The sequence below is a fragment of the Streptomyces iranensis genome (assembly GCF_017874715.1).
GTDB lineage: Bacteria > Actinomycetota > Actinomycetes > Streptomycetales > Streptomycetaceae > Streptomyces > Streptomyces iranensis.
Genome location: NZ_JAGGLR010000006.1, coordinates 260,691 through 278,196 on the forward strand (window position 1 = coordinate 260,691; position 17,506 = coordinate 278,196).

General features: G+C 70.4%; 16 protein-coding genes and 1 tRNA gene. 10 read left to right on the forward strand and 7 right to left on the reverse strand.

The window, feature by feature from the left end:
* Positions 1-97: 97 nt before the first annotated feature.
* The 5 genes from J2Z30_RS12870 to J2Z30_RS12890 all read right to left on the reverse strand — a co-directional run bounded on the left by J2Z30_RS12870 (position 98) and on the right by J2Z30_RS12890 (position 6,811).
* Positions 98-1,972 (reverse strand): phospholipase C, encoded by a 1,875-nt coding sequence (locus J2Z30_RS12870; RefSeq protein WP_044574776.1) that lies wholly within the window; start codon positions 1,970-1,972, stop codon positions 98-100.
* Between the two features lie 157 nt (positions 1,973-2,129).
* On the reverse strand, positions 2,130-3,353 hold the full coding sequence (gene efeB, locus J2Z30_RS12875; protein ID WP_044574774.1) for an iron uptake transporter deferrochelatase/peroxidase subunit: 1,224 nt from the start codon (positions 3,351-3,353) through the stop codon (positions 2,130-2,132).
* On the reverse strand, positions 3,350-4,597 hold the full coding sequence (locus J2Z30_RS12880; RefSeq protein WP_044574771.1) for an EfeM/EfeO family lipoprotein: 1,248 nt from the start codon (positions 4,595-4,597) through the stop codon (positions 3,350-3,352). The genes efeB and J2Z30_RS12880 overlap by 4 nt, the downstream gene beginning before the upstream one ends.
* A gap of 141 nt (positions 4,598-4,738) precedes the next feature.
* Positions 4,739-5,494, reverse strand: coding sequence for a maleate cis-trans isomerase family protein (locus J2Z30_RS12885; protein WP_044574768.1), 756 nt, complete (start codon positions 5,492-5,494; stop codon positions 4,739-4,741).
* Between the two features lie 333 nt (positions 5,495-5,827).
* Positions 5,828-6,811 carry a maleate cis-trans isomerase family protein gene (locus J2Z30_RS12890; RefSeq protein WP_044574766.1) on the reverse strand — a complete coding sequence of 328 codons (984 nt, stop codon included), beginning with the start codon at positions 6,809-6,811 and terminating at the stop codon, positions 5,828-5,830.
* Positions 6,812-7,019: 208 nt separating this feature from the next.
* Here J2Z30_RS12890 and J2Z30_RS12895 point away from each other — a divergent pair, with 208 nt between their 5' ends.
* Together J2Z30_RS12895 and J2Z30_RS12900 are read left to right on the forward strand one after the other, a co-directional pair.
* Positions 7,020-7,967, forward strand: a complete 948-nt coding sequence (locus tag J2Z30_RS12895) for a D-2-hydroxyacid dehydrogenase (protein WP_044574764.1) — start codon at positions 7,020-7,022, stop codon at positions 7,965-7,967.
* A gap of 25 nt (positions 7,968-7,992) precedes the next feature.
* Positions 7,993-9,408, forward strand: a complete 1,416-nt coding sequence (locus J2Z30_RS12900; protein ID WP_044574760.1) for an amidase — start codon at positions 7,993-7,995, stop codon at positions 9,406-9,408.
* Between the two features lie 190 nt (positions 9,409-9,598).
* Here J2Z30_RS12900 and J2Z30_RS12905 read toward each other — a convergent pair whose 3' ends face one another.
* The gene (locus tag J2Z30_RS12905) at positions 9,599-10,108 is read right to left on the reverse strand and encodes a DUF3830 family protein (protein ID WP_044574757.1); all 510 of its coding nucleotides are present in this window, start codon (positions 10,106-10,108) and stop codon (positions 9,599-9,601) included.
* Positions 10,109-10,228: 120 nt separating this feature from the next.
* On the opposite strand from J2Z30_RS12905, the gene ehuB reads away from it, so the two are divergent.
* The 6 genes from ehuB (at position 10,229) to J2Z30_RS12935 (ending at position 14,528) form a co-directional block, all read left to right on the forward strand.
* Positions 10,229-11,152: an ectoine/hydroxyectoine ABC transporter substrate-binding protein EhuB gene (gene ehuB, locus J2Z30_RS12910; protein WP_044574754.1), complete on the forward strand. Its 924-nt coding sequence runs from the start codon at positions 10,229-10,231 to the stop codon at positions 11,150-11,152.
* Positions 11,149-11,901, forward strand: a complete 753-nt coding sequence (gene ehuC, locus J2Z30_RS12915; RefSeq protein WP_044574751.1) for an ectoine/hydroxyectoine ABC transporter permease subunit EhuC — start codon at positions 11,149-11,151, stop codon at positions 11,899-11,901. The genes ehuB and ehuC overlap by 4 nt, the downstream gene beginning before the upstream one ends.
* Entirely contained in the window at positions 11,898-12,548 is a 651-nt protein-coding gene (ehuD, locus tag J2Z30_RS12920; RefSeq protein WP_044574748.1) for an ectoine/hydroxyectoine ABC transporter permease subunit EhuD, read from the forward strand. Before ehuC ends, ehuD begins: the two co-directional genes overlap by 4 nt.
* Before the next feature lie 22 nt (positions 12,549-12,570).
* Positions 12,571-13,341 carry an ectoine/hydroxyectoine ABC transporter ATP-binding protein EhuA gene (gene ehuA, locus J2Z30_RS12925; RefSeq protein WP_044574746.1) on the forward strand — a complete coding sequence of 257 codons (771 nt, stop codon included), beginning with the start codon at positions 12,571-12,573 and terminating at the stop codon, positions 13,339-13,341.
* Between the two features lie 259 nt (positions 13,342-13,600).
* Positions 13,601-14,362, forward strand: coding sequence for an IclR family transcriptional regulator (locus J2Z30_RS12930; RefSeq protein ID WP_044574743.1), 762 nt, complete (start codon positions 13,601-13,603; stop codon positions 14,360-14,362).
* Between the two features lie 92 nt (positions 14,363-14,454).
* Positions 14,455-14,528: transfer RNA gene (locus tag J2Z30_RS12935), tRNA-Lys, on the forward strand.
* A 106-nt stretch (positions 14,529-14,634) separates the two neighbouring features.
* Here the strand turns inward: J2Z30_RS12935 and J2Z30_RS12940 are convergent.
* On the reverse strand, positions 14,635-15,258 hold the full coding sequence (locus J2Z30_RS12940) for a hypothetical protein (RefSeq protein WP_245387928.1): 624 nt from the start codon (positions 15,256-15,258) through the stop codon (positions 14,635-14,637).
* A 15-nt stretch (positions 15,259-15,273) separates the two neighbouring features.
* Here J2Z30_RS12940 and J2Z30_RS12945 point away from each other — a divergent pair, with 15 nt between their 5' ends.
* Entirely contained in the window at positions 15,274-16,005 is a 732-nt protein-coding gene (locus tag J2Z30_RS12945; RefSeq protein ID WP_052701561.1) for a hypothetical protein, read from the forward strand.
* On the forward strand, positions 15,948-17,456 hold the full coding sequence (locus J2Z30_RS12950) for a hypothetical protein (protein WP_052701559.1): 1,509 nt from the start codon (positions 15,948-15,950) through the stop codon (positions 17,454-17,456). The genes J2Z30_RS12945 and J2Z30_RS12950 overlap by 58 nt, the downstream gene beginning before the upstream one ends.
* Positions 17,457-17,506 lie beyond the last annotated feature (50 nt).

Here is a 17,506-nt window from a genome sequence, read left to right on the forward strand (position 1 = left end):
CGCGGCCTCCGGTGAACGGCCGGGCCCGCCGTCACCTGGGGAGGAGGTGTGGCGGCGGACCCGACGACGGTGTGCCGCGCGCTCGCGCGGAACGGGCCTAGCCCGCGGTCCGCGCGGTGCGGCGGCGGTGGAGGGCCAGCGCCGTACCGGCGCCGCCGAGCACCAGCGCACCCGCCGTGAGGCCGATGGGCAGGGCGGCGGAGATGCCCTTGTCGTCGGCGAGCCGCCGGGTGGTCGGGGCGTCGGCGGCCGCGGCGTTCACGATCGGGGCGTGGGCGGCCAGGGCGGAGGTCGTGTAGTGACCGGACGTGTGGACCGACGCGACCGAGCCGTCGGACTTCAGCAGCACCTGGGTGTTGTTGGGGTGACGGAAGTCGAAGAGCCCGGAGAGGGTGTTCGCCCGGCGGTCGAAGGAGGCGTCACCGATCCGGCCGGTGTGCCAGTTGTCCTCGATGAAGCGGGTGACCGAGGTCTGCTCGGTCTGAGTGTGATCGACCTTGTTGGACTTGCTGAAGGGCGAGATCACCAGCAGCGGCTGCCGGGGGCCGGGGCCACAGCGGTCCTGGTAGCCGCGCGCGGGCTTCGGAGCGGACTGGCAGGCGGGGCTGTCGGTGGCCTTGCCGCCCGAACCCGTGGTCTTGTCGGTCGACCCGTTGAGGGGCTTGGCGTAGGCGTGGTCGTACCAGCCGTCGCTGTCGTCGTACGCGACGACGATCGCGGTGTCCTTCCACTGCGGCGACTTCTGGATCGCGTTGATCTGCTTGACGAGGAAGTGCTGCTCGTCGACCGGGTCGGAGTAGCCGGCGTGACCGTCCTGGTACTCGGCGGCCTTCAGGAAGCTGACGGACGGCAGATGGCCCGTCTTGAGCGCCGCGTCGAAGTCGGTGAGGTCGTAGTTGTGGTTGGCCCGGCCGCTGTGCCCGATCTCCTGGACGTTCTTCGGCGGGAGGTGATGCGGGTTGGCCGTGGACTTGTAGTACTGGAACGGCGCGTGGTGCGGGCTGTAGTCCACCGAGGCCGCGCCGCCGACGTTCTTGTGGGTGGTGCCGGAGCACTTGGCGTAGTGGTCCTGCTCACCGTCCCAGGCGGTGCTGGGGCGGAAGCCGCCCTGGAACCAGCCCCAGCTCACGTCCTTGGCGTTGAGCAGATCGCCGACGTTCCGGCCCTTCATCAGGGCCAGGGCGTTGCCGCTGGTGTGGTCCTTGTTGGAGCAGTCGTCGAAGGCCGGATCCGGGTCGTTGATCATCGTGCCGACGCCCTTGGCGTCCGGCGAGGCCACCGCGTACGCGTCCGGCTTGTCGGTCTGCTTCGGGTCCTCGGTCGAGGACTTGGGGTCGGTGGAGATCACGCCATGGGTCTGGCCCGAGACCAGCTCCAGCGCTCCGGGGGTGGAGGGACCGTAGGCAGAGCTGAAGGAGCGGTCGCTCATCGCGTAGTGCTGGGCGTAGTTCCACAGGCCGGTGACGGTGTTTCCGTCGTAGTAGTCCATCACCAGACCGGGCTCGCCGAATAGCCCGGTGCACTTGCTGACCTCGGTGTTCTCCACGAACTTATCGGCCTTGCCAGCATTGGCGGCGTACTGCTCGGGGCCGTAGGAGTGGTTCTGGTCGCAGGTCATGGCCTGGTCGCCGCGCAGCCGCTTGGGCTTGTAGAGATTGGGGTTCTTCTCCAGCAGCCCGGCATGCGCCAGGGTGTCGATGTCCTTGGGGGTGTCCTTGGCCGGCGTGAACTTGGTGCCGTCCGTGTTCGCCGCCTTGGGGTAGGTACCGAAGTAGTGGTCGAACGAGTTGTTCTCGTCGAAGATCACCACCACATGCTTCACCGGGGTCGCGGTGTGGCCGCCCTTCGCGGGCACGGCCCATGCGGGGGCCACCCCGCCCACGGTCGCCAGGGCCGCGGCGCCGGCCAGGGCACCCCAGCGCGCGACCCGGCCACGTCGTCGGCCGCCTTCGGATCCTGCCGTGCCGCCCATGCCATGCCTCCACATGATTCGCGTTTCACGCCTGCGCCTGATCCTGTGCCGCGGGCAGGACTCTCCGATGGAATCCATGGAGGCGGCCGAGTGAATAGAGGGTCAGAAGAATCCAAGGAAGTCTTGAGGTGTTCTTGACCGGATGGTGGGGCGACGATCAGGACAGAAGGGTCCGTCCCAGCCAGTCGGAGCGGTCCCTCACTCCGGGGAGGGCGAAGAAATAGCCGCCGCCGAAGGGGGTGACGTAGTCCACCAGCGGCTCCCTCGCCAGCCGCTTCTGCACGGTCTCGAACTGGCGCTCGAGGTCCTGCTGGTAGCAGCAGAACAACAGCCCCATGTCCAAGTTGCCATTGCCGTCCATGCCCCGGTCGTAGTTGTAGGCACGGCGGAGGATGCGCTGGTCCTCGGTCCGGGCGGTGCGCGGATTGGCCATCCGTATATGGCTGTCGAGCGGAATGACGTCGCCCTTGGGGTCCTGCGCGAAGCGCGGGGCGTCGAACTCGTGCTGACCGTCCAGCGGGGCGCCCGAGTCCCGGCTGCGGCCGAACATGCGCTCCTGCTCGCTGATCGAGACCCGGTCCCAGAACTCCACCAGCATCCGGATCAGCCGGATCACCTGATAGCTGCCGCCGGTGGCCCAGGCGGGCTCCCCGGCGTGGGCGCCCACCCACACCAGACGGTCCATCGCCCGGACGTCCCCGGTGTCCGGGTTGGCGGTGCCGTCCTTGAACCCCATGTGGTTGCGCGGGGTGCCGGACGGGCGCGGCGGGCTGACGAAGCCGTCGACACGCCAGCGGATCTGCAGCGCGCCCCGGGTGTGGCGGGCGATGTCGCGCAGCGCGTGCAGCACCGTGTCCGTGCTGTCGGCGCACAGTTGGACGCTCAGATCGCCATGGCACCAGTCGGGGTCGAGATCGTCATCGGGGAAGGACCGCATCGCGTGCAGCCGCCGGGGCCTGCGGTCCCGCAGTCCGTAGCGCTCGTCGAAGAGCGAGGCGCCCACGCCGACGGTCGCGGTCAGCCGGTCGGCGGCCACCTCGGGGCCCAGGGTGCCGGAGTCGGCGGGCGGCGCGGTGATCCCGACCGGATCGGGGGCGCCTCCGGCGGTGAGGAAGCGGCACCGCTCGGTGAGCGTACGGAAGGCGTCGGCCAGCTCCTTGCGGCCCTCGGCCATGGTGTCGAAGGCGACGAACGCGGTGGCCCGCTGGGGCGGGGTGAGGATCCCGGCCTGATGGGTGCCGTGAAAGGCGACACGGGTGGGCTTCTTCTCCGGCCCGTCCTCCTTCGCGGCCGCCGTGCCCGCGGCCGCCGTGCCCGCCACCGCGCCGACCGTGCCCGCGGCGGCGCCCAGCAGAAAGCCCCTTCGCAGCACCTCGCTCACCGGGTCCTCCGCACATCCATCAGCGCCGCCACCTGGGCCAGCCGCTCCACCAGCGCGCCCGTGTCCGCGTTGAGCCGCTGGCGCCCGGTGCGGCTCAGCCGGTCCAGCGGGGTCCAGCGGTCGCCGTGGTGCGAGCGCTCCAGGGTCCGCTGGGTGCGGTCCAGGTCGCTCTCCAGCTCGGGCAGCCAGGGGGCACGGGGCTTCAGCAGCGGCTCCAGCCGGCGCAGCACGGCCCGGGTGCCGTCCAGGTTGGCCCGCGCGGTGGCCAGATTGGTGCCGCTGCCGTAGTCGGCGCGGCCGGTCAGCTCGAACTGCACGGTGTTCTCCATGATCTCGTGCGCCCGCAGGCCCAGGTCGGCCGGGTCCATCCGCTCCTGCGGCCAATCGTCCCGCAGGTCTCGGACATCCCTCGCGAGCCGGTCGGCGACCGGGCGCAGTGAGCTCGCGGACTCGCCGTGCCACAGGCCGTACTCGAGGCGGTGGAAGCCGGTGAAGTCCGGATCGTGGACCCCGTCGGACAGCCCCGCCGTGGTGCCGTTGATCGCCCCGTCGGCGTCGCCGAAGGCGCCATAGGCGGCGCCCATCCGCTCGTACACCAGATGGGCGGGCAGCCAGGCCGCACGGGCCGTGGCCAGGTCACCGCAGTGGAGGGCCGAGCGCAGCGCGTCCGTGCGCCGCACCAGTTCGTCCATCCGGCCCGCCACCCACTTCTGGTAGGCGATGGTGGGCGGGATCAGATCCTGCTGGCTGACCGGGACCGCGGCCGGTCCACCGCCCCGCGCCGGTCCGGACACGGTGACGGTGGGCCCGGTGACCGCGTCCGCGTCGTCGGGCAGGCAGACGAAGGCGTAGGAGCCCCCGCCGAGGGTGACGCTCAGCGGTCTGCTGGTGCCGGGGCCCAGACCCTCCACCTCTCCGTAGACGGCGCCGTTCGCCGGATTGGTGAGATAGACCTCGGCCGGTCTGCTGGAGGTGTTCCGCAGATCGAAGACCTGCTTGCCACGGGTGGCATCGGTCCAGCCACGGCCACAGCCGCCCTCGGACACCTCGACGGAGGTGTGCCGCAGCCCGTCCGATGCCTTCGTGGGCGCGCTTCCGCTCGCGGAGGGGTGTGCACGAGGACCGTCCGAGGAGCCTCCGCCGACCGCCAGCGCGCCGATTCCGACGGCCGTGGCCACCGTCACCGCACCGGCGACCAGCAGATGACGTGCCGGCGGGACCGGGGAGAGATGTTGGCGACGCACGGCTGCATGCTAGGCGCAGTCCGATAAGCGGAATGCCCTGATGGCAAAAGAGCGCCATGGAATTCCGCCGGGATTCAGCTCCCGGTCACCGGCTCCTCGGGCCCCTCGGCGCGCCCGCCCGCGGCCGCGCCACCCGCCGCGCTATCCGCCACTCCGGGCGAAGAGCGTGCCCAGCCGGTCATGGACCGGATCACGGCCCAGCAGCCGCAGCCCCTCCCAGACCGTGACCTGGTTGGCCGTGAGCACCGGCTTGCCCAGCTCCGCCTCCAGATCCGGAATCCAGGCGGCGGTGTGCAGGGCGGTGTCCGGCAGGAGCACCGCCTGGGCCTCGGGGTGGTCCCCGGCGCGGCCCAGCTCCAGCACCTCCTCCCGGCCCCAGGTGCCGACCTCCGCGGCCGTGATGATCCCGCTGCCGCGCATCGAGACCACCTCGGCGCCGGCCGCCTTCAAAAATGCCCGGAAGTAGTCGGCGACGTCCTCCGGGTAGGTGGCGGCGATGGCCACCCGGTCGGCGCCGAGCGCCTGCACCGCGTGGGCGAAGGCGAAGGAGGTGCTGGAGGCGGGCATCCCCGCCGTCTCGCTCAGCTCGCGCACCTGCTCCTTGGCACCCTCCCAGCCGAAGACGAAGCTGGCGCTGGTGCACGCCCAGACCACGGCACGGGCGCCGCGCTCGGCGAGCTCGGCGACCCCGGCCGAGAGGCGGGCCGCCGATCCCATCTCCAGCAGGGCGTCCACCCGATGGGCGTCCTCACCGATGTCGGTGTGGACGAGCGGAAGCCGGATGTCGCCGCTGTCGCCGCCGAGCATGCCTTCCAGGCGCGGGTATTCGTCCTCGGCGGAGTATCCGGGGTAGAGAAAGCCGACCGTGTCCGGGGCCGGGTGCGTCGAGTCCACCATGACTGCCTCCTTGACTGGCGGCCCCCGCGAGCGCCGCCGCTGCACTGCTGTCACTTCTTCTACACCGCGGACACCCGGCGGGTTCCCACCCGCCGGACAGCCTCCCTCGCGTAGGTGCCGGGCCTGCCCGTCCCACCCGGACAGGCTTCCCGGCCACGCCGGGGCACCCACCCCGAACGTCGCGCCGGGACACGGGACACCCGCCCCGAACGCCACGCCGGGGCACGGGGCACCCACCCCGAACGCCGGGCCGGGTCCGGCCGCGCCAGGGCGCCCGCCCCCTCGCCCAGCGGCGGGCACCCGTCACATCACGTCACATCCCGCCGGGCCGTCTCACCCCGCGGCCGGGCCTCCGGAATCGTCCAGGTACGGGCCCTCGCCGAGGCCGGTGCCGAAGCCGGGGTCGAGCCCGTCGGCCGGGTCGCCGTCCGGCCCCGGCGAGGCCGCCCCGGCCAGCGCCGCCTCCGGCTCGTCCACCACGGACTCGACCGCCTCCACGGCCCCGAGCATCGACTCGACGACCGGGTCCGTCACCGGGAACGGGCCGCTCGGCGACACCGACATCCCCGCCGGACCGGACCGGGCCACCGGGTCCAGCAGCGCCTGGTACGGCCCCACGGCCTGGGCGCCGATCGCCCGCAGCGCCGCCCACATGGTGACCTGGTTCGCGGACAGCACGGGCATTCGCAGCTCCGCCTCCAGCTGCGGGATCACGTCGTAGGTCGGCAGATTGGTGCAGCTGATGAAGAGCGCGTCGGTGGCCCCGACCACCGCCTGCCGGGCCATGTCGACCACATCGCGGTACGGCACCTTCCAGATGTGCCGGGTCAGTCCGAGGTACGCCCGCCCGGTGACGGTCATCCCGCCTTCGGCCAGATACTCCTCCAGCGAGTCGGTGACGGACTGGGTGTACGGCGTCACCACCGCGATCCGCCGGGCGCCGATCTCCCGCAGCGCCTCCAGCAGCGCGCCCGAGGTGGTCAGCGACGGGATCTCACCCGCCTGGGACATGGCCGCGCACATCGCGCGCTCCCCGGCCACACCGCCGACGAAACTGCCCGAGGTGCACGCGTACGCCACCACTTCCGGTGCGACGGCCGCCAGCGCCTGCACCGCGTCGTGCAAGGTCTCGTGCTCACTTACGAGCCGCGCCAGGTCGAGGCTCACCTCGACGGGTACGAACGGGGTACGGGTGAGGTGGAGGGACACCTCGTCCGGCACCCAGCGCCACAGCTCACGGTCGAGTGCGAAGTCGAACGGTGCCACCACACCCACGCCGCGCTGCGGTCGTGGGCCACCCAGAAAAGAGACGTCCAAAGCGAGCCCCAATACGGAACGGAGGGACTGGACCATTGGCCAGAGATTTGGATGGAGAGAGCCGGACTGATGCCGGGGGACGCCGGGACAGATGCCGTTGTTGACGACGGTAGTTTCCGCTGCCTAGCGTGGTCAATCCTCAAACTGAGGCGCCTGCCCGCTCCTTCTTCAGGCAAACCCATCCACGTTTCGAAACGGTTTCCCGCCTATGTCCGAAAGCACAGTTGTCGTCTTCGGCGACCAGCCGCCGGTCCACCTGGACCGGGTGGCCGGCCGGGCCAAGGTGCTCGTGTGTGACGAGAATTCGCTGCCCCAGGCGCTCCCCACCGCGGATGTGCTCCTGGTCTGGGACTTCACCTCCGACGCGGTCCGCGACGCCTGGCCCGGCGAGGGCCCCCGGCCGGCGTGGGTCCATACCGCGAGCGCGGGGGTGGACCGGCTGCTCTGCCCCGAACTCGTCGCGTCCGACACGGTACTGACCAATGCCCGAGGGGTCTTCGAGCAGCCGATCGCGGAGTACGTGGCCGGTCTCGTGGTCGCCATGGCCAAGGACTTCCACGGAAGCTGGGAGCTGCAGCGGCAGCGGCGCTGGCAGCACCGCGAGACGATGCGGCTGGCCGGAACGCGCGCCGTGGTCGTGGGCGCGGGTCCCATCGGCCGGGCGATCGGCTCCACCCTGGCCGCGCTCGGCGTGGTGGTCGACCTGGTGGGCCGCACCGCGCGGCAGGGCGTGCGCGGCGGCGACGAGCTGCCCGAGCTGCTTCCGTCGGCCGACTGGGTGGTGAGCGCGGCGCCGCTCACCGACGCCAACCGCGGCATGTTCGACCGCACCGTCTTCGACCGGATGAAGCCGTCCGCCCGGTTCATCAACGTCGGCCGCGGCCCCCTGGTCGTCGAGAAGGACCTTACGGCGGCCCTGGTCGCCCGGCGGATCGCCGGCGCGGCCCTGGACGTCTTCGAACACGAGCCGCTGGCCTCGGACGATCCCCTGTGGGACGTACCCGGGCTGTTCGTCTCGCCCCATATGAGCGGCGACACGGTCGGGTGGCGCGACCATCTGGCCGACCAGTTCCAGGACAACTACGAGCGCTGGTGCGCGGGCGAACCACTGCTCAACATCGTCGACAAACGCCTCGGGTACGTACCGGTGGACTGATCGCAGGACCTGAACGGAGAGCCGGATGACCGACATTCACGACCTGACAGCCGTTCAACTCGTCGAGCGCTATGCCTCCGGCGAGCTCTCCCCCGTCGAGGCGACCCGTGCCGTCCTCCACCGGATCGAGCAGATTCAGCCGGAGGTGAACGCCTTCACCCGGGTGGACGCCGAGGGCGCGCTGCGGCAGGCGGAGGAGTCCGCCGAGCGGTGGCGGCGCGGGACCCCGGTGGGCCTGGTGGACGGCGTCCCGGTGTCGGTGAAGGACATCCTGTTGCAGCGCGGCGCCCCCACCCTGCGCGGTTCGCGGACCGTACGGCCCGAGGGCAGCGCATGGGACGAGGACGCGCCCTCGGTGGCGCGGCTGCGCGAGCACGGCGCGGTGTTCGTCGGGAAGACCACGACCCCGGAGTTCGGCTGGAAGGGCGTCACCGACAGCCCGGTCCACGGGGTCACCGGCAATCCGTACGACCCCCAGCGGACCGCGGGCGGCTCCAGTGGCGGCAGCGCGGCCGCGGTCGCGCTGGGCGCGGGTCCGCTGAGCCTGGGGACGGACGGCGGGGGCTCGGTCCGTATCCCGGCGGCCTTCTGCGGCATCTTCGCGCTGAAACCCACCTATGGGAGGGTTCCGCTCTATCCGGCGAGCGCGTTCGGCACCCTGGCCCATGTGGGGCCGATGGCCCGGGACGCGGCCGACGCGGCGCTGCTGATGGATGTGATCTCCGGTCCGGACTGGCGCGACTGGTCCCAGCTGGGCCCCGCCGAGGGCGGCTTCCGGGAGGCGCTCACCTCCGGCGGGGGCGGAGTGGACGGCCTGCGGATCGCCTACAGCCCCGCGCTCGGCGGCGCGGCCGTGGTCGACCCGGAGGTGGCCGCGTCGGTGCGGCGGGCGGTGGACCTGCTGGCGGAGCTGGGCGCGGTGGTCGAGGAGATCGACCCGGGGTTCGAGGACCCGGTGGAGGCGTTCCACACGCTGTGGTTCAGCGGCGCGGCCCGGGTGGTGCAGCCGCTGGGGCAGGAGGACTGGGAGCTGCTGGACCCGGGGCTGCGCGAGATCTGCGCCCAGGGGGCGTCGTACAGCGCGCTGGACTATCTGGCGGCCGTGGATGTGCGGATGGCGCTCGGCCACGCCATGGGGCGGTTCCACTCCGCGTACGACCTGCTGGTCACCCCCGCGCTGCCGATCACCGCGTTCGAGGCGGGGGTCGAGGTGCCCAAGGGGTCGGAGCACCCCCGGTGGACCGGCTGGACGCCGTTCACCTACCCGTTCAACCTGACCCAGCAGCCCGCGGCCTCGGTGCCGTGCGGCCTCAGCGGCGCGGGCCTGCCGATCGGGGTGCAGCTGGTGGGCGCGCGCCACGCGGACGCGCTTGTGCTGCGCGCGGCGCACGCGCTGTTCGAGGCGGGGCTGGCGGACGGGGTGCGCCCCCCGGCGGCGTAAGGCCCGCTGCTCGTGGCCCGGGGCGGCTCCGCCCAGGGCCACGGGCCCCGCCCATGCGCTGCGCGAGGCACAGGCCGGGGACCATGCGCCGCGCCGGGCGCAGGCCGAGGGCCATGCGCCGCGCCGGGCACAAGCCGAGGGCCTGTGCCCGGCGCGAGCCGAGGTCTACGCCCGGCGCGAGCGCCGAGGTCTACGCTCGGCGGAAGTTCAGGGTCTCCCCCAGCGCCCCCGCGCGCCACAGATCCTGGCAGGCGTCGGCCATGCGGTCGAGGCCGTCCACGATCGTGCCCCAGACGATCCCGGGCACCCAGCCCGCGTCGCCGTTGATCAGCAGGTTGTTCCGCTCGTAGAAGAGCGCCAGGTCGATCACCTGCCGCCGTCCCTGGTGCTTGGCCTCGGTCTCGTAGCCGTACGACTTGGTCCCGAGCTGGGTGTCCGAGAAGGTGAAGTAGCACAGGTCCCCGGGGATCGGGGTGATCGTCGGGTTCTCGAGGGGCGGCTCCTCGGGCGCGAAGGGGGGCAGCAGCGCGTAGATCTCGTTGCGTGCGTACTTCGCGTGATACACATCACCCCCGAGCGGCAGCGCGTTCCACACCGCGTCGCAGGTGATCGGCGCGAGATCGTCAAGGAGCTTGGCCGTGCACCTCACCCCGCGCTTGTCGAGCGAGACCTCGATGAACCGGTCGGCTCGGTCAACCATCGACTTTCCTCCAGGTCGCTTCGGAACCAGTCCTGTCCCAGGGGACTACCCAGACATCGGCTGTATCAAGGGCCGGAAACGACCTGCATACATTTGCCGGAGTCGGGTAGCCGCGCGCCCATGGCTCCACCACGTGGGAAAGACACCGATAGCAGAGAAATAGCCAAAATGGGCCCAAGCCGCCGCGCCCTTCTCGCCGGCGGTGCGGCTCTGGGTCTGCTGGGCGCGGCCGGCTGCAGCCGGGTGTCCGGCTCCGGCGCCAAGGACGGGGGCAACCTGCTGGAGCGACTGCGGTCGCAAGGGACGGTCCGGCTGGGAATTGCGGGGGAGATCCCATTCGGCTACATCGACGAGAAGGGCGAGTTCACCGGCGAGGCGCCGGAGATCGCGAAAGTCATCTTCAAGCGGCTGGGCGTGCCCAAGGTCCAGCCGGTTCCGACCGAGTTCGGCTCGCTCATCCCGGGCCTTCGGTCGCAGCAGTTCGACGTGGTCTCGGCGGGGATGTACATCAACCCCGAGCGCTGCGCCCAGGTGATCTTCTCGGACCCCGACTACCGCATGCGTGACGCGTTCATCGTGCGCAAGGGAAACCCCAAAAACCTGCACAATTACGAAGATATCTTTAAAAAGAAGGCCAAAATGGCCACCGGCACCGCCTACGCCGAGATCGGCTATGCGGAGGACGTCGGGATCAAGCAGAGCGACATGCTGATCCTCCCCGACCAGCTGGCCGGGCTGCTCGCCGTGGAGCAGGGCCGGGCCGATGTCTTCGCGGGCACGACCGTGACCGTCCACAACGTGGTGAAGCAGCGGAACAGCCAGCGGGCCGAGGCCACCGAGCCGTTCCAGGCGTACGTCGACGGCAAGCCGGACATCGGCGCCGGCGGCTTCGCCTTCCGGCCGGAGGAGACCAAGCTCCGGGACGCCTTCAACGTGGAGCTGCACAAGATGAAGAAGAGCGGCGAGCTGCTGCGCATCGTGCGGCCCTTCGGCTTCACCAAGGAAGAGATGACCGATCTGACCGCCAAGGAGCTGTGCTCATGACGGCCGGGCTGTGGGAAAACTGGCTTCTTCCGGGCGTCTGGATCACCATCCAGCTGACCCTGTACAGCGCGATCTTCGCGGCCGTCGTGGCGTTCGGCATCGGGATCGCGCGCACCTCCCCGCTGTGGATCGTCCGCTTTCTGACCGGCTTCTATGTGGAGGTCTTCCGCGGCACCTCGGCCCTGGTGCTGATGTTCTGGCTGTTCTTCGTGATGCCGCTGGCGTTCCAGTACCAGCTGGTGCCGATGTGGGCCGCGGTACTGGCGCTGGGGCTCACCTACGGGGCGTACGGCTCGGAGATCGTGCGTGGCGCGATCGCCGCGGTGGCTCCGGCACAGCGTGAGGCGGCCATCGCGCTCAGCTTCACGCCCGCGCAGCGGATGCGCCGGGTGATCCTGCCGCAGGCGATCCCGGAGATGATCCCGCCCTTCAACAATCTGCTGATCGAGCTGTTGAAGGCGACCGCCCTGGTCTCCGCGGTGAGCGTCGCCGACATCACCTTCGCCGCCCAGCTCTCGCGGCTGGCGACCGGTGACAGCCTCGAGATCTACGCGATCATCCTGGTCCTCTACTTCGTGCTGGCCTTCGTCCTCACCCGGCTGATGCGGCTGCTGGAGCGGCGCGCCAAGGCGGGCATCGGCCAGGCCCCCGTGAAGTCCGGCAAGGGCCCGCTGATCACCCGGAAGCTGTCCGCGCGCCAGGAGGCCGAGCAGTCGTCCAACATCATCACGGCGGGAGGTGCCCAGTGAGCTGGAACTGGGATGTGGCGAAGGACTTCCTCCCCGAGCTGGGCAAGGGACTGCTGATCACCCTGGAGGCGACCGCCCTGGGCTCGGTCCTGGCGTTCGCGCTCGGCCTGGTGTGGGCGATGGCCTTCCGCTCGCCTACCCGCTTCGTCCGCTGGCCGGTGGCGGCGGTCGTGGAGTTCATCCGCAACACGCCGCTGCTGGTGCAGCTGTTCTTCTTCTACTACGTGCTGCCGACCTGGGACATCAAGTTCTCGGCGCTCACCACCGGGGTGATCGCGCTCGGTCTGCACTACTCGACGTACACCGCCGAGGTCTACCGGGCCGGTATCGACGGTGTGCCCAAGGGCCAGTGGGAGGCGGCGACCGCGCTCAGCCTCTCCCGCGGCCGTACCTGGATTGCGGTGATCCTGCCGCAGGCCATTCGCCGGGTGGTGCCCGCACTGGGCAACTACGTCATCGCGATGCTGAAGGACTCCCCGATGCTCGCGCTGATCGGCGTCGTCGACATGCTGCAGAAGGCGCGCGCGGAGGGCGCGTCGTCCTTCCAGTACATCGAGCCCTACACGATGGTCGGCATCGCCTTCATCGTCATCGCCTATCCGGCTTCCCTTCTGATGCGAGCCCTGGAGCGTCGTCTTGGCCACTGAAACCGACCACACGAACCCTGCCGTGGACGGCAGTGAACTGATCCGCTTCGACCAGGTGACCAAGCGCTTCGGCAGCAATACGGTCCTGGACAACCTCGACTTCTCGGTCTCCTCCGGCAAGCACGTCACCCTGATCGGCCCCTCGGGTTCGGGCAAGACCACGATCCTGCGGCTGCTGATGACGCTGATCAAGCCGGACGAGGGCACGATCAAGGTCGACGGCGACTACCTGACCCATGAGGACAGGGCCGGCAAGCTGGTCCCGGCGGGCGAGAAGCACACCAGAGAGGTGCGCAAGAAGATCGGAATGGTCTTCCAGCAGTTCAACCTCTTCCCCAATATGCGGGTGCTGCGGAACATCACCGAGGCCCCGGTGAATGTGCTGGGCCTCAGCAAGGACGAGGCCGAGACCCGCGCCCGGGAGCTGCTCGACCTGGTCGGGCTCGGCGACAAGTGCGACGCGTACCCGACGCAGCTGTCCGGCGGGCAGCAGCAGCGGGTGGCGATCGCGCGGGCGCTGGCGATGCGGCCGCAGGTGATGCTGCTGGACGAGGTGACGTCGGCGCTGGACCCGGAGCTGGTGGCCGGGGTGCTGGATGTGCTGCGTGACATCGCTCACACAACGGACATCACCATGCTCTGTGTCACCCATGAGATGAACTTCGCGCGGGACATCTCCGACGATGTACTGATGTTCGACTCGGGCCGGGTGATCGAGTCCGGACCGCCGGAGAAGATCTTCACCGAGCCGGAGCACGAGCGGACGAGGGAGTTCCTGAGCGCGGTTCTCTAGCCCTCCGGCCGGCCCGTCCAACCGCTGCCGGGCTGATCCCCCGCCCCCTGACGGGTAGATCATCCGGCCCCGGCCGGGCCCGGTCCGGCGCTGCCCCCGCGACCCTCCCGCGGGGGCACGCCATTGTCATATGCCCAGGACATACGCCCCAGCTGACCGGGGCCGAGGCGCCTCGGCAATATCCTCAACAGCCGATCCGGATAAGCCCCTTGGCGGTTATCGTGATACAAAGCCACGCCAACCTGCGAGGGGGGAAATCGTGGCGCTCAGGCCCGAGCCGACCGCGCCGTTCCACTCGGTGCAGCACGCCCTCCGCATCCTGGAGGTCGTCGCCAAACACTCGTCCGGCGTCAGCGACATCATGCTCGCCAGGGAGACCCGGCTTCCGGCCCACCAGCTCGCCGATCTGCTGCGGATGCTGCGCCGCGAGGGCTATGTGGAGCAGATCGCCGACGGCGCCTACGTCGGTGGCAACGCCCTGACCCTGCTGGGCTCCGCCGCCCCCGACCGCGGCCATGCCGTCCGGGACAAGCTCCAGCAGTCGCTCATCGCCCTGCGCGACTCGGTGGGCGCGGCGGTCTACCTGAGTCGCTATGTGGACGGCGAAATCAAGATCACCCAGTATGCGGACGGGCCGCGCGCCCCCAAGGTCAACGAATGGGTGGACTTCCGCTCCGCCGCCCACGCCATGGCGCTCGGCAAATGCCTGCTCACCCAGCTCGACCACGACAGCCGCCGCGATCACCTCGCCCGCCACAAGACGGTGCGGCTCACCTCCCGGACCACCACCAACGAAAAGGTGCTGTTCCGCAAGCTGGACAGCCAGCCCGCCACCGTCCCCGTCCTTGACCTGCAGGAATACGCGGTCGGCACGGTCTGTGCGGCGGTTCCGATCAGCGCCGGGCGCTCGGTGGGCTGTCTGGCCCTCTCCCTCCCCCTGGCCCATGCCCACCGCCTCCGCCAGGCCGCCGACGCCCTCAACCGCGAGGCGGCCCCGATGCTGCTCTCCCTCTCTATCTGAACTGCTCGGCCTCTCCATCTGAGCTGCTCGGCCCCGGAGCGGGATGGTCAAAACCACCCCTTCGGACCAGGTACTATTTATGTCGTCAGCAGGCGCCGCTAGCTCAGTTGGTTAGAGCAGCTGACTCTTAATCAGCGGGTCCGGGGTTCGAGTCCCTGGCGGCGCACCGTGACAGGACTGGGGTTTCTCGATTCTTCGAGAAACCCCAGTCGGCGTTTGGCCAGTACAGGTCATGGTCGGGGATCACGTCGATGTCCGGTGCCTGCACTTCGCTACGTCCCCGGAGGAAGTACCCGAGTCCGGGATGGCGCGGCGGACGATGGCGTGCCAGCTTCAGGCAGGGAAGGGCGATTATCCGCGAGATCCTCGTCGCCCACCTCAATGACCTTGTTGAAGAGCCAGATCAGGCGCATCGATCGCACCGCACCAAGAATTATCGCGATCTCTGTCAGCCAGTGCACCCCTCCTGGGTCATGCTCCGTCGTGTCAAGGACGGTGGCCAACAGGCACAGTCCGGAAATCGTCAGCGTGGCACTCAGGATGCTGACCCAGTTGCGACGGAACTGCGGGCCAAGGCGTCGGTTCGTGCGCAGTTCATGCATGCGCCGACCAGTCGAAGCCGCGTACTGGGCAATGGCTGCGGTGACGAAGCTGCCCACCAGCGCGGCGACAGTTGCTGTCGTCGTGTAGATCGTGGTGCGCTGCTCCCGTCCGGGCCACCCCAGGACGCCGATGGCCTCCGGCGAGCGCCCGGTGTGGGGCGACGGTGCGACCGAGGCGGCCGACCTGGACGACGAGACCCCCATCTGTTCGCCGACTCCTTCGAGCAGTCCCTGCGCCGGGACCTCGAAGAGTTCTTCCGCCGCGCCCTGCACCGGGATATCAACCGCCGCCATGACTCGCTGGAGCTGATGCACGACGCATGGCGGGCGGTTTTCAGGGCGGCGGAGACCGCGGCGCCCTCGCCCACGTCCGACACTCTGTCCCTGACCACCCTGGGCGATGTGCCGGAGCACCTGTCCCTGGACGAGATCCGGGACCTGTACGCGGAGCGGGCCACCCTGGACACCCCGCTGGAGCAGTCCGGGCTCACGCCGCGTGCTCAGGGCGTCGCAGCGGACTTCGGCGCCACCACCGTGAGGGAACTGCTGAACGTACCGCTGTACCGCTTCCAGCAGAAGCAGCGTGGCATTGGCGTGGTCGTCAAGCGGGAGTTGCACCGGCGCCACCGCCAGTGGACGGCCGCCCTGCGCGCCAAGAAGCCGACGACGGCCCCCGCCAAGGCACGGCGCCCTGCGCGCGAGGAGGACGATCTACTCACCGCCTCGCTGGACGCCCGCCTGCCCATTGAGCGGCTGGCCGGACTGCTGAACCCGCCCCGCCCCGGCCGCAAGGACAACAAGCTCCCCCAGGTCATCGCCGCGTTCCTTGGCCTTCCCGCGCCCGAAGGCGTTCCGGACGCCCCCCCCTGGACCTGCCCCCCTGGGTCACCGGCAAGAAGGTCGCAGAGGCACTCGGCCTCTCCCACTTCACCGTCTCCAAGCACATCACCGCCGCCAGCACGGAGTGGGCGGAGGCCGGATGGATGTCGGCGCTGCGGGACGAGTTGGTGGAGACCGTCCGCGAGGCGGGCCGGGTCATGACCGCCCGGCAGCTCGCCCTGGAACTGCGGGCCCGGCACGGCGCCGGGGGCGACTCCGCCGAACGTACGGAGGCCACCGCACTGGCGGTCGTACGGGCCGCGCTGGCCGCCGAGAAACTCCTGAACGGCAACGCCAAGAACCACGAGCCACGGCTCGCCGCGCTGCGAAGGCGGGGCCGGGTACTGATCGCCATGGAGTCGCTGGAGGGGTCGGACGACCCGACGTCCGAGGAGATGGCCGACTACGCCATCGAGCTGGGGGAAAAAGCGGACGTCCTGGCAGCGGCCGATCCACTCGCGGACCGGCCCGCCATACTGCGTGACCTGCGCGGTGTATCACTGCCGAAGGGTATGGCCCCACTGCCGGAGTCCCGGATCGTCCCTCTGGCGGCGGCGGCTTCCGAGACTGCGGCCTCGTCGCCCCGGCTGGAGCTGTACCCGAGGACGCTGGAGCTGTCACGGGCGCTGGCGCTCTCCCAGGCGGCGGCCGGCGTGCGCCGTGAAGTCGGCATCAGCCTGGAAGGTCTGCTCTCCCGGGTGCGCTCCCGCTTCCCGGACATGCGACTCGGCACACCGACGTACGTTGAGGTCGAGGAGGCACTCAAGCACGCGGGGTTCCCCCTCACGTACGACACGGAAACCGACCGTTTCCGCCCGCCCGCCCCGCCCGCCGTCTCCGGCACGAGCTGGCTCACCGGCACCCGGGTGTCACTCACCACAAGCTCTGCCACCTCGGTCAGCCGAAGCGCCGCGACGGCGAGTGTTCTGGCCGAGCGGGCCAGAACCCGGGCGGGGCGCGAGCGGCGCGAACCCTGGGTACTGCTCACGGCCAAGTTGGACACCGCGACCCGGCAGGGCGGTTTCCTCGCCCTCAACGTGGACGTCAGGCACCTGCGCGGCGCCGCCGACCTGATCGCCGCCGCCTTCCCCGTCACGCGGGTGGACCTCGCCGGGCTGTTCCTCGCGGAGTTCCGCGGCCTGGCCCGGGAACACGGCACCGCCTGGGATCAGGTCCTCGGCGCCGACACGCGCTTCACCCGCACCGGCGAGCTTCCGGGCGGCCTGCGCTCCTACGTGTCCCGCGTCTGGTCCCGCGTCCAGGCCCGGCTGGACGCCGTGGCCCAGAAGGAGAGTGACACGGTGCTCTTCGGCCACACTGCGGGCCTGCTCGCGCACTACTACGAGGCGGGCGGCCACGACCTGCTGGTCGGCCTGCAACGTTCCGCCCGGCAGCCCGGTGGGCTGCCGGGCGGCCTGTGGCTGCTGACGCCCACGCGCAACCCCCAGGGCGTACCGGTGCTGGACGGGCGCACGGTGGAGATCACCGGCGGCGACGCGGAGCGCGTGGTGCTGACGGAGTCGTATCTGCGCAAGCTCGAAAAGGAGCTGGAGCGTGCGGAGGAGCCGGCGCCGTCGCGGAGCGGTGACGCCGGGGCGACCCGACTCGGCTGAGCCTCTGCGCGCGTCACCGCCTGATGTCGAGCCGTCACTCGTGGGAGTGA

Excerpts from the sequence above, each read along its gene's own strand:
- J2Z30_RS12940 (WP_245387928.1), bottom strand. The coding sequence starts at position 15,258 with ATGGCGGCGGTTGATATCCCGGTGCAGGGCGCGGCGGAAGAACTCTTC.
- J2Z30_RS12895 (WP_044574764.1), top strand. The coding sequence starts at position 7,020 with ATGTCCGAAAGCACAGTTGTCGTCTTCGGCGACCAGCCGCCGGTCCAC.
- ehuC (WP_044574751.1), top strand. The coding sequence starts at position 11,149 with ATGACGGCCGGGCTGTGGGAAAACTGGCTTCTTCCGGGCGTCTGGATC.
- J2Z30_RS12950 (WP_052701559.1), top strand. The coding sequence starts at position 15,948 with ATGTCGGCGCTGCGGGACGAGTTGGTGGAGACCGTCCGCGAGGCGGGC.
- J2Z30_RS12945 (WP_052701561.1), top strand. The coding sequence starts at position 15,274 with ATGCACGACGCATGGCGGGCGGTTTTCAGGGCGGCGGAGACCGCGGCG.
- J2Z30_RS12870 (WP_044574776.1), bottom strand. The coding sequence starts at position 1,972 with ATGGGCGGCACGGCAGGATCCGAAGGCGGCCGACGACGTGGCCGGGTC.
- J2Z30_RS12885 (WP_044574768.1), bottom strand. The coding sequence starts at position 5,494 with ATGGTGGACTCGACGCACCCGGCCCCGGACACGGTCGGCTTTCTCTAC.
- J2Z30_RS12900 (WP_044574760.1), top strand. The coding sequence starts at position 7,993 with ATGACCGACATTCACGACCTGACAGCCGTTCAACTCGTCGAGCGCTAT.
- ehuB (WP_044574754.1), top strand. The coding sequence starts at position 10,229 with ATGGCTCCACCACGTGGGAAAGACACCGATAGCAGAGAAATAGCCAAA.
- J2Z30_RS12905 (WP_044574757.1), bottom strand. The coding sequence starts at position 10,108 with ATGGTTGACCGAGCCGACCGGTTCATCGAGGTCTCGCTCGACAAGCGC.